The organism is Actinomycetota bacterium, from assembly GCA_016700055.1.
Taxonomy (GTDB): Bacteria; Actinomycetota; Acidimicrobiia; order Acidimicrobiales; family Ilumatobacteraceae; genus Kalu-18.
Genome location: CP064997.1, coordinates 1165362 through 1181207 on the forward strand (window position 1 = coordinate 1165362; position 15846 = coordinate 1181207).

Here is a 15846-nt window from a genome sequence, read left to right on the forward strand (position 1 = left end):
ACTTGAGGGGGGCCCTACGCCATGTCGGTCGGACGCAGTGGATGGCCGAGCATCACCCGGCCGGCGAGCTCGGTGGTGCGGTCCCAGTCGAACACGACGTGGCCCTTCAGGGTCTCGACGTCACGCTGGAGACGCTGGATCGGGTGACTGCTGGCGTAGACGCTCGCCCCTGCCCCTTCCCCGACCTCCCCGATGATCCGACGGCTGGACCGCACGGCCGCGGCGGCTGCGAGCCGCGTCCTGACCCGCAGCAAGTCGTCGGGCGGGGCGTGCGCGGCGACCCGTTGCAGCTCGTCGATCGCGCCGTGCCAGCCGGCACGCATCGTCTCGAGCTCGCTCGTGAGCGCGGCGAGGCGGGCCTGGACGAGGGGCTGGTCGACCGCCCTCTCGCCGAGGCTGTAGGCAAGGATCCGCTCGGCGACGCGGCCGCGATACGAATCGACCGCGGCCTCGGCGGCGCCGACCGCGGGCGCCGATGCGACGAGAGCAAGGACCGACAGCAACGGGAGCGAAGCGAGCTGGTCGTCGGCGACGCCGGCGCCGGTCCCCCGTAGCTCGTCGCCGTTCACCGTGCGGCGAGCCGGGACGAAGACGTCTTCGGCCTCGACCACGTTCGAGCCGGTTGCGCGCATGCCGGAGGTGAACCAGCAGTCTTCGACGGTGAGCTCGGACACCGGGATCACCGCGAAGCGGGTCCCGAACTCGACGGTCTCGTCGAAGCCGTGCACGATGCACCACTCCGAGTTGTTCACGGCGGTGGCCCACTCCCAGCGACCCGACACCCGATACCCCCCGTCGGCAGCCGCGAACCTGCCCGTCGGGGCGAGCGGCGCCGCCGCAGTCGGCACCGTTTCGGCGAACAGCTCGTCGTGGGACTCGACGGGGAACCTGCTCAGCATCCACGCATGCAACATGAGGAACGACGTGGTCCAAGCTGTGGCCGGGCAACCCCGAGCGAGCTCGCGGGTGCCGTCGCAGAGAGCGCGCAGGGACGCCGCTCCGCCGCCGAGCGAGGCAGGTACGACCGCGCGCAAGATGTCGGCGTCGACGATCCGCTCCAGCACCGCGTCGGGGATGCGCCGCAGCTCCTCGCCCAGCTCGGCCTGGTCGGCGAGCACCGGGGCCAGCTGCCGGCAGCGTTCCACGAGCTCCACGTCGTCCATCTCAGTTGCCTCTCATCGGACCACTCATCTGACCACGAGGTCGGTGGTGAACACGACCTCCTCGAACTCGCCGTACCTGGCTGTCACCGTGAACGTCCAGGTTCCGGCGACAGGCAGGTTTGCGTCGGACGAGCGCACGTGGTTGGGACCAGCGTCGACGACGGGGATCTCGAGCGGCCCGATCGCCTGGGCCGCGAGGTTCGCCTCGACCGTGATCTCGTCGGCGGCGTCGAGCGCTCCCCCGCCGCCGGAGATGTACACGTGCAGCTCGGCGCCACCCGCGACGGCGGGGTCGAGCACGACCTGCGCGATGCGGTTGCCCTGCACCGCGCTGGCGCTGGCCGGCCCGACGACGAGGTCGACCGGAGGCACCGCGCTCACCAGCCCGGCCGTCGCCGCCAGCACGAGCGCCATGCCGACCACCTCGGCCGCGAGCACCCGGCGCATCGCCGGATCGGTCCCGGCGTCGCCAGGGTGGGCGTACACGAGCCAGCGGCTGACGCCTCCCAGCGTGACCACGCCGAGCACGAGGACGAGCTTGACGAGCAACCACCGCCCGTACGTGGTGTCGAAGACGGCGTCGAGCGACCCGGCCTGGCGCCACCAGTTGACCGCACCCGTGGCTGCCAGGGCGACCACCGAGCCGATCGCCAACGGCGAGAACCTGGCTGCAGACGCGAACAGCGAGGACCGCGGCACGCAGACGACCAGGGCGACGATTCCGCCGAGCCACACCGCCATCGCCGCGAGGTGGACGACGGTGGCTACGTACCCGCCGGCCACGGATCGCCCGCTGATCCCGTGGCCGCCGGCCGCGGTCACAACGAGCAGCGCCGCCGCGCTCAGGTGGCCGCCGACGCGCAACGCGGTGGACGTGGCCGCCTCACGGGCTCGGGATCCCGCCAGAGCGAGCGCGCCGGCCACCACGATCGCGCCGAGGCGCCAAAGCCACCACCGGCCCGAGCTGGTGCCGACGACGTCGCCGAACGTCGAATCGGTCACCGCGGCCTGCGCGAAGAGCATCAGCACGGTCCCGAGCACGGCCGCCTCCATGGCGGCGCCGACCAGGAGCCGTGCTCGCCTCGACCGCGCGTGCTCGCGTGCCACGACGGCGAGCACCACGGGCGCGCCGAGCAGCACGGCGATGCCGGCGAAGCTCGCCCACCTGCCGACCCCGAGCAGCACCTCACCGGCGTCGGACGAGCTGCCCTCGCCGAGGGCTCCCTCGACGAGACCCGGCGCAGTATCGGTGCGCTCGCCGACGGCGAACGTGAAGGCGCCGCTGATCGGGTGCGAATCAGCCGATACCGCCCGCCATACGACCACGTGAGTGCCGCGCCCGATCTCGGGAACCGTGGCCGACAGCGTGTCGCTGCCGCGGTCCTGGGTGATCGCGCCGATGTCGATCTCGGAGCCGTCCGCGGTGAGCAGGCGGATGGAGCCCGGCACCGGGTCGACGGCCTCGGTGAACGTGAGCACGATCTCGGCCGGCGCGACGTCGAGGACGCTCTCGGCCGGTGGGCTGGTGCTGTCGAGGGTGGCGTGGGCGCTCGCCGGCGAGGCGAGGCCGAGCAGCGTCGCGAGGACGGCGGCGAGCACCGCGCCCGATGCGACGAGGATCCTGCGCAGGGTCACGCGCTCCCGCCCGAACGCCTCGACCGGAGCCACAGCACCGCTGCACCGAGCGCGACGACGAGACCCACCACGACGAAGACGATCGTCCCGGTGCTCGACGAGCCGTCGCCGTCGTCGACTGCGGACGTGTCCGGCACCGGGGACGTGGCGAGCGGCGCATCGGTGGTCTCGGGCGCGGCGGTGGTCTCGGGCGCCGAGGTGGTCTCGGGCGCCGAGGTGGTCTCGGGCGCGGCGGTGGTCTCGGGCGCGGCGGTGGTCTCGGGCGCGGCGGTGGTCTCGGGCGCCGCGGTGGTCGCCGGCGGCGGGTCGGTCGTGCCGGGCAGCTCGGCGGTCAGCAGCAGCGCAGGAGCAGGCTCGTCGAGCTCGTCGGCCGACGGGTCGCTCGGGATGTCGATCCAGCGGATCTCGCCCTGCTCGCAGCGCTGGACGAACGGGAAGTACAGCGTCGACCCTGCGGCGCGGGGCAGCAGCATCTGCACCCGGAACGTCCCCTCGACGTCGTCGGCCAGCGGTCCGCCGACGAACGTGACGACGGCGCCCTCCGCTGTGTCGGCGATCGAACCCGTCCAGCCCGACGGCGCCTCCGCCACAGGCTGCAGGACGGCCTCGGGCAGCAGCATGTCGAGCTGCACCGTCGGCGAGCCGTCGCAGCCGTGCTCGACGGTGAACCCGATCGACTGCAGGCTGCCCGCTGGCGCCTCCGATGGCTCCGGGTCGATGTGCGCGAGCGCGGCCGTGCACGGGGCGAGGGCGGCAACGCCCACGACGAGCGGCGCGAAGAGCAGCCGGGAACGAAACGACATGGGGCAGATGTCTAGTCCGAGTGTGACGGTTTCGACACGCGCAGCTCGGCGCGCGCCACACGGGGCAACACCCATGTACGCAACAGCACGATCCCGGTCACGGCGAACACCGTCCCGCCGACGAACGCCGCCCGTTCGGTGGTCGCGGCCACGATCGGCCCGAGCACGAGTCCGCCGGCGATCGTGCCGATCTCGAAGAACATCGTGAACGTGGAGATCACCTGCGCCCGCTCGTTCTCCGGGACGGGGTTGACGGCTGCCGCGAGCAGGGCGGGATACAGCAATGCGGTGCCGAGGGCGAGCACGACCGTGCCGGCGTAGAGGCCGGCCGGTGACCGCACGAGCGCCGCGATGGCTGCCCCCGTGCCGAGCGCGGTCAGCGCGGCCGCCGCCGTGCGCGCGAGCCCGAGGCGCTCCGGCAGCCGGGCGAACCCGACGCGCACGGAGAGGTTGACGATGCTGTACACCACGAACACGCCGGCCACGCCGCCCATGCCGAGGTCGTCGGCGTACGTCGGGATGAACGCGATGAACGCCGCCATGGTGCCGATGCCCGACGCGAGCACGACCCCTGGGCCGAACGCCCCGCTGTGGAAGCCGCGCCGCGGCGGCCCGCCCACCGCTGCCCCGGCATCGGTGCCCGCATCGGCACCGGCGGCGAGGGTCACGGGCCGACCGGGCGCGAACATCGCGATCGCCGCGGAGAGCACGCAGAACACCGAGCCGATCGCGAACACCCGCACCCAGCGGTCGTCGCCGAGCACCCATTCGCCGACGATCGGGCCGATGCCGACGCCACCGAACACGGCGACGGAGAAGTAGCTCGCCCCCTCTGCGCGGCGATCCGGAGGCGAAAGGTCGGCGACGAGGGTGGCCGAGCCGACGAACACCGCCGCCTCGCCGATGCCGGACACGGCCCGCAGCGCGAGGAGCACGGCCATGTTCGGAGCCAGCCCGACGAACCCGCCGCCGATCCCACCGAGCAGCGCTCCGCCGACCATCAACGCCCGGCGACCGGCGACGTCACCCAGCCAGCCGATGAGCGGGCGCACCGCGATCGCCGCCAACGAGAAGACCGCGATCGTCAACCCGATCTCGGTCCCCCCGCCGCCCAGCTCTTCCTCCACGAACCTCGGCAGCACCGGCGCTGCCATGCCGACGAAGATGAAGAACACGCCGGTGGCGAGCGTCACCACGACGAACGGCGTGCTGACGAGTCGCTCGCTGGAGGGGTTCATCATTCCCCATCACAGCAGGGGACGCCGAGCACGGCCATCACCGGGGCGCTGCGGGTGGCCGGCTTCAGCGCCGATCTGCCGCCGATAGCGTGCCGCCATGAGCGGCGGGCTCGATGCGGATTGGGTCCTGGTCGGCGCGTACGGCCTCGCGGCGCTGGCCTGCATGTACACCCGCCACCGCGAACGCGCGTCGCTCGGTGCCGATGACTTCTCGTACCTGTGGCCCGCTTTCTGGAGCTGGACCGCGGCACTGCTCGCGTTCTTGGCGATCGGCCACGCGCTGGACCTCGGCGGGGCGCTCGCCGACGCCGGTCGCGATCAGGCCCGTTCGCAAGGCTGGTACGACACCCGGCGGGCGGTGCAGGCCGTGGCCGTCGGCATCATCGCGATCGCGTGGGCCGTCGCCGTGGTCGTCGCCATCTGGCGAATCCCGCCACGGCGGCGCCGCTACCTGCCCGTCGCCGTTGCCGTCGCCACGCTGGTGTGCTTCGTCGCCGTGCACAACATCTCGCTCCACCAGCTGGACGCCGTGCTGGACCGCCGGGTCGCCGGCATGCGTGTCGCCTCGGCAGTCGAGTTGGTGCTGGTCGGGCTCGTCACGCTCGGCGCGCTGTGGCGATCGGGTCGTCTGGCTCGTCCTGAGGCGCGGCACGCGGTCGAGCCTGTCCGCCGTTAGCGTGTCGCCCTCGTGAACCAGGTCCGCAACCGCCTCGCCGCGCTGTCGCTGCTCGACCGGGCCTTCAACGCGCTTTCCGACGACGAGCTCACGTCGCTGCTCGACGCGCTCGAGGAAGACGCGGCCGACGCCGTCGACCACATCGCGAGATGGCGCGCCGACGAAGCCCCTGCCGACGGGACCGAGCCGGCGACGGCATCTCGGCTGGCGGCCGTACGGTCGGCGGCCCAGCGCGGCCGGATGAACGGCGACCTGGAACGGATCGCACTCGTCGTCAGCGACCGCTGCCTCGCCGACTGCATCGAGCAGCTCGGCGAGGCGAGCGACAACCCGAGCGAGGACGAGCTGCAGCGCGTCATCCCCGGGCTCGTCGAGCGCCACGGGCTGGCGACGACGCGGCTGATGCTCGCCTCGGTGGTCACCGGCGAGGCTGTCGCCGCGCCGCTGCTCACCCGGCTCTTGAAACACGACGACGTCGTGAAGCTGCCACCCGCCGAGCAGCGACCGGTCGCCCCCGAACCGAGGATCGACGCCGCCGACGACGCCGAACGCGAGCGTCTGCGCGCCGAGCGCAAGGCCCGTCACCAGGCCGACCGCGATGCCGCCCGAGCTCGACGCGAGCAAGCTGCGGCCGCGAAGCGCAAGCGCTGACCGAGGTAGCTGCGGCCGTCAGCGGCTGCGGCCGTCAGCGGCTGCGGGCGCGTCAGCGGCTGCGGGCGAGGATCCGTTGCTCGTGGTCGAGCAGCCACGCCTTCACGTCCGTCCCGGCGGCGAACCCGGTGAGCGAACCGTCCGCCCCGACGACGCGGTGGCACGGGACGATCACCGAGATCGGGTTGCGACCGTTGGCGGAGCCGACGGCACGCGCCTTGCGGGCGTCGCCGAGTTCGCGCGCCTGGGTGCCGTAGCTGATCGTCGTGCCGTACGGGATCGTGCGCAAGACGTCCCACACCGCGTGCTGGAACGGCGTGCCTTCGGCATCGAGGGGCAGGTCGAACTCGGTACGTGTCCCGGCGAAGTACTCCGTGAGTTGGGCTGTGGCCGCGGCGAGCACCGCGTGCGCGCGGTCGTCGGCGTCGCGGTCGTCGGCGTCACGCACCTCGTCGTGCACCGTGACGCGCCCGGCCGCGTCGTCGCCAGGCCACAGCACGGCGCGCACGCCGATGTCCGAAGCGATGATCGTGAGCGGCCCGATTGGTGTGTCGAGCACGGTTCGGTGGAGCAGCATGTGGATCGAATCCTCTCAGTCGGGCGTCTGCCGTGGTGTCGGCTCTTGGTCGAGTCCTGCCCAAAGATGGTGCAGCGCGTACGAGCGCCACGGCCGCCAGCCCTCGGCAAGTCGGGCTGCCCCGGCCGGTGAGCTGTCGGTACCGAGGCGATCGAGGCTGCGGCGCACGCCGAGGTCGGTCGGCAGGAATTGGTCAGGGTCGCCGACTGCGCGCATCAGCACGTACGACGCCGTCCACGGCCCGATGCCAGGCATCGCGAGGAGCGCGGCGCGGAGCGCCTCACGGTCGGCGCCGGGGTCGACGACGAGCACACCTTGCGCGATCGCCGTGGCGAGGCGCTGCAGCGTGCACGAGCGTGCGCGCGGCATCGGCAGCGACGCGGGGTCGAGCTCGGCGAGCGCCCTCGCCGTCGGGAACACGTGCGACAGGCTCGGGTCGAACGCGGCTTGGGTCTGGTCGAGGGGTTCGCCCGCCGCTCGGGTCAACCGGGCGGCGAGCGTCCGCGCACCGGCGACGGACACCTGCTGACCGAGCACGGCCCGTACGGCGAGCTCGGCGCCGTCGACGCTGCCGGGTGAGCGCAGCCCCGGTCTGGCGGCGACGAGGGGGGCGAGCAGCGGATGCGCACCGAGGTGGGCGTCGATCGCTTCGGGGTCTGCGTCGAGGTCGAGCAGCCGACGGCAGCGATCGACGGCTGCGGCGAGGTCGCGCATCTGCGCGACTGCCAGGCGCGCGTATACGACGCGCATGTTGCCGGCGAGAGCAGGTGTCAACGTGACGACGCCGTGGCCGTGCGGCAGATCGAGAGTGCGGGAGTAGGCGGTGCCGTCCCAGGCCTCGACGCCAGGGACCGCGCGCCGGCCGATGAACGCGAACAGCCCCGCGGCGTCGAACGGGTGACGCATCGCCAGCCGCAGCTGGATCGCCGCTGGCTGGCCGTTTGCACCGTGGTCGGGCGCGGCCCGCGGATCGTGGCGGCCGTTGCGTGCTCGCGCTTGTCCGGCATCGCGCAACGCCGTCGGCGTGACCGCGAACACGGCGCGCACGGTGTCGTTGAACTGGCGCACGCTCCCGAATCCGGCCGCGAAAGCGATGTCGGTGAACGCCAACGCGGTGCTCTCGATGAGCAGCCGGGCGGTGTGAGCACGCTCGGCGCGAGCGATGGCGAGCGGACCTGCGCCGAGCTCAGCGGTCATGATGCGGGTGAGGTGGCGCTCGCTGTAGCCGAGGCGGCCGGCGAGGCCGGCGACGCCTTCCCGTTCGACGACACCGTCGGCGATGAGCCGCATCGCCCGGGCGACGACGTCGCTGCGGACGCGCCACTGCGGTGAGCCCGGCGTGGCCTCGGGTCGGCAGCGCTTGCAGGCGCGGAACCCTCCGAGCTGCGCCGCCGCCGCGGTCGGGTAGAAGCGCAGACGGTCGGCACGGGCCGGCGTCGCCGGGCACGACGGCCGGCAGTAGATCCCCGTACTCGTCACTGCGACCACGAACCAGCCGTCGAAGCGAGGGTCACGCGAGCGAGCCGCTCGCTCCAGCACGCTGTCGTCCACCCCCGTCGTCACGCCCCCCATCCTGGCGCTCCCGGTCAAGGTCTCCTAGCGGAAATCGGACAACTCGATCGATCGTCCCCCTTCGCGTTCTCGGTCGGATCAGTAGCGCTATGTGTCACAAATCCGACCGAGAATGTGGGGGTGACTGACGCTCCGGAGTTCGAGACCATCCGCGTGACCGCGAACGGCGCCGTCGGTGAGCTGTGGCTCGCCCGTCCGACGCGGCTGAACGCGCTGTCACGCACTGTGTTGCGTGAGGTGGTGCTCGCCGCCCGCTGGCTCGACGAACAGCAGGAGCTGAAGATCGTCGTCGTCGGCGGGGAGGGGCGCGCGTTCTCCGCCGGGTTCGACCTGGACGACTTCACGAGACCGGAGCCGGGGGTGAGCCCGCGTGAGACGGCCGAGCTCGGGCGACTGGCCGCGGAGGCACTCACCGACGTGCGCGCACTCACGATCGCCGCGATCCAAGGCCACTGCGTCGGCGGTGGCTTGGTGCTGGCCGCGGCGTGCGACCTGCGCATCGCGGCCGACGACGCGCGGTTCTCGATCCCCGAGGTCGACCTCGGGATTCCGCTCGCGTGGGGTGGCATCCCCCGCCTGGTGCGGGAGCTCGGCCCGGCGGTGACGAAGGAACTCGTGCTCACGTGTCGTCCGTTCGGCGCCGACGAAGCCCTCGCGCTGCGCTTCGTCAACCGCGTCGTCGCCGCCGAAGACCTCACGAACGAGGTCGCCAGCCTGGCGGCGTCGCTCGCCGGCAAGCCCGGTTACGCGCTGCGCACGACCAAGCAGCAGGTGAACGCGGTGATGGAGGAGATCGCCGGCACCGGCCGCAATGCTGCCGACGCCGACGCGCTCGCGTTCGCGATGTCCGACCCGGAGAGCCGCGCCGCCAGCCTCGCCTACCTCTCCGCCCGCCGTTCGTCCACCTGACACCCGCGTTCTCGGTCGGATTTGTGACACATAGCGCGACTCATCCGACCGAGAACGGAAGGACTGCCGGTCACCGTCGGTCTCGGCTCACACACCGGTGTGGACATCAAACGACTGTCGACGGTTGCCGAGCGCCAGCACGGCCTCGTCGCGATCTACCAGGCCGACCTCCTCGGCATGTCGCGACGCACGTGGTACCGCCTGATCGAGGGCGGCGTCCTGGTTCCGGTTCATCAGGGCGTGGCCGCGTTCGTCGGCTCCCCGCCGACCGCAGAGCGCGCGGTGATGGCGGCGGTGCTCGCCGCCGGCCCACGCTCGGTTGCCGGCGCTCGCTCGGCCGCCTGGCTGTGGGACAGCTTCGACCCGCCGGCGGGCACACCCGTCGACGTCATGCTGCGCGGCCGACCAGCCGCGAGGACGCTCGACGGCGTGTTCGCGCACCGACCCGTCGACCACCTCCAGCTCCTCGCGGTCGAGCAGCGCGGCATCCCCGTCACCCCGCCCAGCCGGACGCTGCTCGACCTCGGGGCCGTCGCGCCGTGGGCCGTCCGCCCGGCGACCGAGCGCATGGTCGTTGCCGGGCTCGTCACCCGCGACCAGCTGGAAGCAGCGGTGCGGCGCCACTCCCGCCAGGGGCGAGCAGGAATCGGCCCGTTGCGTGCCGTGCTCGCCGACTGGACGCTCGGCGATCGCCCACCCGACAGCGTGCTTGAGGCCCGACTGCTGCGAATCCTCTCCGAGGCGGGCCTACCCGAACCCGAGGTGCAGGTGCAGATCGGCCCGTACCTGATCGACGTCGGCTGGCCCCCCTACCGAGTGGGCGGCGAGGTCGACGGTTGGGCCAAGTACCACTCGCTCGATCAGTTCGAGCGCCAGGCCGCCCGTGACACGTTCTTCGACTTGCAGGGGTGGATCGTCCCCCACTTCACGTGGCGCATGGTGACCCGCTTCCCCCAGCGCGTGACCGCCACGCTCGAGCGGCTGCTGCGCTCCCGCGGCTGGCGCTGAGCCAGTTTCTCGGTCGGATTTGTGACACATAGCGCGACTCATCCGACCGAGAACGGAGGGGGGAGATCACGGTTGCGGGGGTTGGGGGTCTTTCGGGAGGCCGAGGACGCGTTCGCCGACGATGTTGCGCTGGATCTGGCTCGTGCCGCCCCAGATCGTCTCGGAGCGGCTGAAGAAGAACGCCGACACCATCGGGCTGACGGGGTAGCCGTCGCGGCCGCGGTCTCGCCCCGTGCCCGGCCAGGAACCGCCGTCCGGGCCGGCATCGCTCAGCATCGCGTCCGCTCCGTAGATGTCGAGCGCGAGCTCCATCGCCCGCTGGTGCATCTCGGACCAGAACATCTTGTTCGAGGCGCCGAGCGCAGCGACACCGGCGTCGCGGCGCTCGTTCAGCGTCGCCGTCAGCGAGCGCAGCCCGTTGATGCGCAGGATCTGGATCGACGTGTGGTAGCCGGCGAGACGCTGGCGCACGAGCGGGTCGTCGATGCGCCCGTTCGCCCGCGCGGCGGCCACCATCAGCCGGTATTCCTCCTCGAACCGTCGGTACCCGGTCGTCGCGCTCATCCCCCGCTCGAACGCGAGCGTCGAGTTGGCCACCTTCCAGCCGTTGTTCACGCCGCCGACGACGTAGTCCTTCGGGCAGCGGGCCTCGGTGAAGAACACCTCGCAGAACTCGGCCGTGCCGTCGGGCTGGACGATGCCGCGCACCTCGACGCCGGCCTGCTTCATCGGCACGAGCATGTAGGAGATGCCCTTGTGCTTGGGCGCCTCCGGGTCGGTACGGGTGAGCAGGAAGCAGAAGTCGGCGTGGTGACCCTGGGTGGTCCACACCTTCTGGCCGTTGATCACCCATTCGTCACCGTCGAGCACTGCGGTCGTCTTCAGCGAGGCGAGGTCGGAGCCGCTGTTCGGCTCGCTGAACCCCTGACACCACGACATCGTGCCGTTCAGGATCTTCGGCAGGAACTCGCGCTTTTGCTCCTCGGTGCCCCACTGCAGGATCGTCGGCCCGACGAGCGTGTCGCCGAAGAAGTCGGCACGCAGCGGCGCTTTGGCCCGGGCGAACTCCTCGGCGAGCACCACGCCCTGCATCGTCGAGAGACCCTTGCCGCCGTACTCGACGGGCCAGGTGGCGCAGATCCAGCCACCGGCGAACAGCTTCGCCGTCCACTCCTCGTTGAACACCTTGCGCTCCTCGGGGCCGAGCTCGAACCCGGGCTCGAACCAACCGGCGGGCAGGTTGTCCTCCAGCCAGGAGCGGATCTCCGCCCGGAACTCTTCGGCGGCGGCGGGGTACTTGAGGTCCATGCCGCCATTCTCGACCCGCGGGTCAAGTCAAGGCCAGCCGGCAGCGCTCTGCTCGCTTCACATCCCGTTAACGCACCGTGAACCACCGCGAAACCAACGCCGCGTACGGTCGGGCCACATGGCGGACTTGTTGCAGCAGCGCCTCGGCGCGAACGAGCTGGCCGTGCTCGTGGTGCTCGTCGAGTGCTCCGGGCGTGTCGTCGGCCGCCGCGAGATCGCTCGGCGCGCGGGGCTGAGCGACCTGAACGACCGGCGCTGCGACTCGTTGCTGGTGACGCTGCGCCGGGCACTCGGCGGCGAGGCGATCCAGACCGTGCGCGGACGGGGATGGATGCTCACCGCGGCGGACACCCCTCGCGCGGCGGCACTGCTCGACACCTAGGGTCGCCACGTGCTCGCCGCCACGGAGGGTTTCGACATCGGGCTGGTGCTACTCGACCTGCTGGTCGTGCTGTTCGCCGCGAAGTTGGCGGCCGAGCTCGCCGAGCGGGTGCGGATCCCGGCGGTGGTCGGCGAGATCGTCGCCGGCATGATCGTCGGCCCTTCTGTGCTCGGCCTCGTCGACCCGATCGCCGATGCCGACACCGCGAGCATGCTCGTGCTGCTCGGCGAGCTGGGCGTGATCCTGCTGCTGCTGCAGGTCGGCATGGAGATGGACCTCGCCGAGATGGGCAAGGTGGGCAGGGCATCGCTGCTCGTCGGCGTGATCGGGGTCGCCGTCCCGTTCCTCGCCGGATTCGCCGTCGCGCTCGGCTTCGGCGAGGCGGCGAAGACGTCGATCTTCATCGGCGCCGCGCTGACCGCGACGAGCGTCGGCATCACCGCCCGCGTGTTCGGCGACCTGAAGGCGTTGTCGTCGAAGGAGTCACGCATCGTGCTCGGCGCGGCGGTCGCCGACGACGTGCTCGGGCTCGTCATCTTGACTGTCGTCGTGAAGGTGGTCACCGAGGGCACGGTCGGCGCTGGCACGGTGCTGTCGACGATCGGCATCGCGATGCTGTTCCTCGCCGCAACCGGTGTAGCCGCGGTGCTGGTCGTGCCGAGGTTGTTCGACTACCTCAACCGTTGGGCGCGATCGAGCACGACGCTCGTCATCGCCGCGCTGTGCCTGACGCTCGCCTTCGCCGCGCTCGCCAACTCGGCGAAGCTGGCCTTCATCATCGGCGCGTTCATGGCCGGCCTCGCACTCGGGAGGACACGCTTCCACGAGCGGGTCGACCACCAGCTGAGCCCGGTCGGCCACGTCCTCATCCCGGTGTTCTTCGCGTCGATCGGGATCAACGCCGACCTCTCGGCGATGGCCGAGCCCGCGGTGCTGGGCCTCGCCGCCGTGTTGACGCTCGTCGCCGTCGTCGGCAAGCTCGTCGCGGCGGCCGGTGCCGCCGGCGCGAAGGTCGACAAGCTGCTGATCGGCATCGGCATGATCCCGCGCGGTGAGGTGGGACTGATCTTCGCCTCCATCGGGTTGGCGAGCGGCGTGCTCGACGACGACCTCTACGGCGCGTTGCTGATCGTCATCCTCGTCACCACGTTGATGACGCCGCCGCTGCTGCGCTGGCAGCTCGCCCGGCCGTCACCGGAGGTGGCCCCGCCGGTCACGACGATCGAGGCGGGCAGCGAGCCACCGCAAGGGTGGCTCACGGTCGAGCACGACGAGGTGGTGCTGAACGGCAGACCCCCGAGCGCCATGGTGGTGCCCCTCGCGCTGCGCGCGGGAGCGCTCGTGGTGACTGCCCGGCCGTCGGACGCGCTGCTCGAATGGCTCGACGATCCGGCCAACGACCCGCTGAAGTGGCGTCCCGGGAACACCGACGCCCTCGTCTCGCTGCTCCACCACGGCACGGCGCGCACATGGCGCCTGCTCGAGGTGACGAACGTGCTCGAGCGGACGTTGCCCGAGGTGGCCACGGCCGTGCACCGGCGCCGCGCCGACCCGACCGAGCTCGACCCCAACCACCCGCTCGAGTTCCCTACCGTCGACGTGGTCAACGAGATCACCGCGCACCCCGGCCGTGACGCCGCGTTCGATGCCGAATACGCCGCACTCGAGCGCCCGTACCTGCTGATCCTCGCCGCGTTCGTCCACGACGTCGCCGACGAAGGTGGCGACGCCGCGGCGGCGGACACGCTCGCGCAGCGGCTGCGCCCGACGGATGCCGACCTGTTGATGGCCGCGATCCACGGTGCCGACGCGCTGCTCGACGTGATCCGCCCTCCGGAGAGCGTCTCGGACTCCGAGCTCGAACGCCTCACCGCCTTGTTGCGCGACGCCGAGACCGCGCGGGTGGCCTACCTGCTGGCAGCCGCCCGCCACCCGGAGCCGAGGTGGCAGCGAGAAGCGCTCGACGAGCTCTACACCTCGCTCGCCGCGAGCCTTGCCTGAGCGTTCCCTCACGCGCACGATCCGTCCACGAACTCGCAACATCGCCGCAGCGCCGCGGAAACCGCAGTTGCGTACGGTGCGCACCGATCCACCGGCAATGCCGAGAGAGCGCGACGGCTGAGCCGTCCGCGACGGGGAGCCCTCCTCCCCGGTAGGGGCAGTCCCCGGGTCGGCTGCTGCGACCGGCCCGGGGGCGTCCCGCGCCCGACCCGAGCCCCCCACTTGGACCCTGCGCGGCTCCGCGTCGTCAGGCACACCTACTCGCCACGAAGCCGCAACACGGCGTCTCCGACGAGGAAACGCGACGCCCCTACCGTCGCCGGCGGAGACCTTGCAGCGGCGCAACGTCTCCGCCGAACCCCTCATTCGCCCATACCGAACACGGAGGATTCCAGTGCTCAACATCGGATACAGAGCAGACGTCGGCGAGGCCGCGGTCGACCCACCACGGCGGCGTCGCTTCGCCGTCCGCGTCCTCGTCGCCACCGCATTCTCGTCGGCCTCGGTGCTCGTCGCCGGCGGGGGGCTCGCCCTCGCGCAGGACGAGCCCGACCCGGTCGCCTCGCTCGCCACGGCCACCAACCTGTTGTGGATCGTGATCGGCGCGATGCTCGTGATCTTCATGCAGGCCGGCTTCGCGCTCGTCGAGACCGGCTTCTGCCGGGCCAAGCACGCGACACACGTGGCAAGCACGAACTTCGCCATCTTCGGCCTCGGCTTCATCGGCTTCTTCTTCGTCGGCTTCCCGCTGGCGTTCGGCAACTTCAGCTACTCAGCCTTCGGGCTGGACGTGCCGATCGGTGGCCCGCTGCTCGGCGAGGGCTCCTGGGTGTTCTTGAACAAGGGCGGCTGGGCGATGTCCGGCGGCGGGGTCACGCCGGCGCTGCTCGGCTTCTTCTTGTACATGGTGGCGTTCATGGACACCGTGGCCACGATCCCGACCGGCTCGATGGCCGAGCGCTGGAAGTGGGGCAGCTTCGTGATCTGGGGCTTCTTCTGCGGGGCGGTGTACTACCCGCTGTTCGCGGCCTGGACGTGGGGCGGCGGCTGGTTGTCGCAGACGTGGGAGTCGATGAGCCTCGGCGCCGGCTACGTCGACTTCGCCGGATCCGGTGTGGTGCACGCCGTCGGCGGAGTCGCTGCGTTCGCCGGGGCGAAGGTGCTCGGGCCACGCATCGGCAAGTTCGCGGCCGACGGCACGCCGCGGGCCATCCCCGGCCACCACATCCCGATGGCCCTGCTCGGCACGTTCATCCTGCTGTTCGGCTGGTTCGGGTTCAACGCCGCCTCGACGTTCGCCGCCACCGACGTGCAGTTCGCCACGGTCGCGGCGAACACCGCGATCGCCGGTGCCTTCGGAGCGATCGCGGCGATGTTCTGGATCAGGACCCGCACCGGCAAGCCCGATCCGGGCATGATGGCCAACGGCATGCTCGCCGGCCTCGTGGCGATCACCGCCCCGTGCGCGTTCGTCGCCCCCTGGGCGGCCGCGGTCATCGGTGTCATCGCCGCCGTGCTCGTCATCGAGTCGGTGTTCTTCGTGGAGCGCAAGCTGAAGATCGACGATCCGGTGGGCGCGATCAGCGTGCACGGGGTGTGCGGCACGTTCGGCGTCATCGCGGTCGGCATCTTCTCCAACGGGAGCTACGGCGCCGGGTGGAACCTGTCCGACAGCGAGGGCATCGAGGGCATCATCAAGGGCGACTGGGGCCAGCTCGGCGCCCAGGTGCTCGGAGTCGTCGTGCTGTGGACCGTGATCCTCGGCATCGCGTTCGGCTTCTTCAAGTTCCAGGACATGATCTCGAAGAAGTTGGGCAAGGGCGGCATCCGCTCGTCGGCCGACGACGAGATCCAGGGCCTCGACCTCCCCGAGATGGGTGTCATGGCCTACCCCGAGTTCGTGAAGAACTGACCGGCCCGACG

Annotated in this window: 14 protein-coding genes; 7 read left to right on the forward strand and 7 right to left on the reverse strand. The window is 71.5% G+C overall.

The genetic code is table 11. The annotated features are described in order from the left end of the window. Positions 1–14: 14 nt before the first annotated feature. The 4 genes from IPM43_05520 to IPM43_05535 are packed head-to-tail and all read right to left on the reverse strand — an operon-like array spanning position 15 to position 4839. Positions 15–1163, reverse strand: a complete 1149-nt coding sequence (locus IPM43_05520; GenBank protein QQS25825.1) for an acyl-CoA dehydrogenase — start codon at positions 1161–1163, stop codon at positions 15–17. 24 nt (positions 1164–1187) lie between these two features. Next, positions 1188–2831 carry a copper resistance protein CopC/CopD gene (locus IPM43_05525; protein ID QQS25826.1) on the reverse strand — a complete coding sequence of 548 codons (1644 nt, stop codon included), beginning with the start codon at positions 2829–2831 and terminating at the stop codon, positions 1188–1190. Continuing rightward, positions 2795–3601, reverse strand: a complete 807-nt coding sequence (locus IPM43_05530) for a DUF1775 domain-containing protein (protein QQS25827.1) — start codon at positions 3599–3601, stop codon at positions 2795–2797. Before IPM43_05530 ends, IPM43_05525 begins: the two co-directional genes overlap by 37 nt. 11 nt (positions 3602–3612) lie before the next feature. Then, positions 3613–4839 (reverse strand): MFS transporter, encoded by a 1227-nt coding sequence (locus IPM43_05535; protein QQS25828.1) that lies wholly within the window; start codon positions 4837–4839, stop codon positions 3613–3615. 97 nt (positions 4840–4936) lie between these two features. Here IPM43_05535 and IPM43_05540 point away from each other — a divergent pair, with 97 nt between their 5' ends. Further along, positions 4937–5515, forward strand: coding sequence for a hypothetical protein (locus tag IPM43_05540; protein ID QQS25829.1), 579 nt, complete (start codon positions 4937–4939; stop codon positions 5513–5515). A 12-nt stretch (positions 5516–5527) separates the two neighbouring features. Then, positions 5528–6166: a hypothetical protein gene (locus IPM43_05545; GenBank protein QQS25830.1), complete on the forward strand. Its 639-nt coding sequence runs from the start codon at positions 5528–5530 to the stop codon at positions 6164–6166. A 52-nt stretch (positions 6167–6218) separates the two neighbouring features. Here IPM43_05545 and IPM43_05550 read toward each other — a convergent pair whose 3' ends face one another. Then, entirely contained in the window at positions 6219–6740 is a 522-nt protein-coding gene (locus IPM43_05550; protein QQS26343.1) for a methylated-DNA--[protein]-cysteine S-methyltransferase, read from the reverse strand. A gap of 18 nt (positions 6741–6758) precedes the next feature. Next, positions 6759–8315, reverse strand: a complete 1557-nt coding sequence (locus IPM43_05555; GenBank protein ID QQS25831.1) for a DNA-3-methyladenine glycosylase 2 family protein — start codon at positions 8313–8315, stop codon at positions 6759–6761. Between the two features lie 120 nt (positions 8316–8435). On the opposite strand from IPM43_05555, the gene IPM43_05560 reads away from it, so the two are divergent. Further along, complete coding sequence (locus IPM43_05560) at positions 8436–9224, forward strand: enoyl-CoA hydratase/isomerase family protein (protein ID QQS25832.1); 789 nt, start codon at positions 8436–8438, stop codon at positions 9222–9224. Positions 9225–9323: 99 nt separating this feature from the next. Continuing rightward, entirely contained in the window at positions 9324–10232 is a 909-nt protein-coding gene (locus IPM43_05565; protein QQS25833.1) for a hypothetical protein, read from the forward strand. 66 nt (positions 10233–10298) lie between these two features. On the opposite strand, the gene IPM43_05570 is transcribed toward IPM43_05565, so the two are convergent. Beyond that, positions 10299–11540, reverse strand: coding sequence for an acyl-CoA dehydrogenase family protein (locus IPM43_05570; GenBank protein ID QQS25834.1), 1242 nt, complete (start codon positions 11538–11540; stop codon positions 10299–10301). A gap of 118 nt (positions 11541–11658) precedes the next feature. Here IPM43_05570 and IPM43_05575 point away from each other — a divergent pair, with 118 nt between their 5' ends. From IPM43_05575 to IPM43_05585, 3 genes are all read left to right on the forward strand, one after another. Next, on the forward strand, positions 11659–11922 hold the full coding sequence (locus IPM43_05575; protein ID QQS25835.1) for a helix-turn-helix domain-containing protein: 264 nt from the start codon (positions 11659–11661) through the stop codon (positions 11920–11922). A 9-nt stretch (positions 11923–11931) separates the two neighbouring features. Beyond that, complete coding sequence (locus IPM43_05580) at positions 11932–13923, forward strand: cation:proton antiporter (GenBank protein QQS25836.1); 1992 nt, start codon at positions 11932–11934, stop codon at positions 13921–13923. A 394-nt stretch (positions 13924–14317) separates the two neighbouring features. Next, complete coding sequence (locus IPM43_05585) at positions 14318–15835, forward strand: ammonium transporter (GenBank protein QQS25837.1); 1518 nt, start codon at positions 14318–14320, stop codon at positions 15833–15835. Positions 15836–15846: the final 11 nt, after the last annotated feature.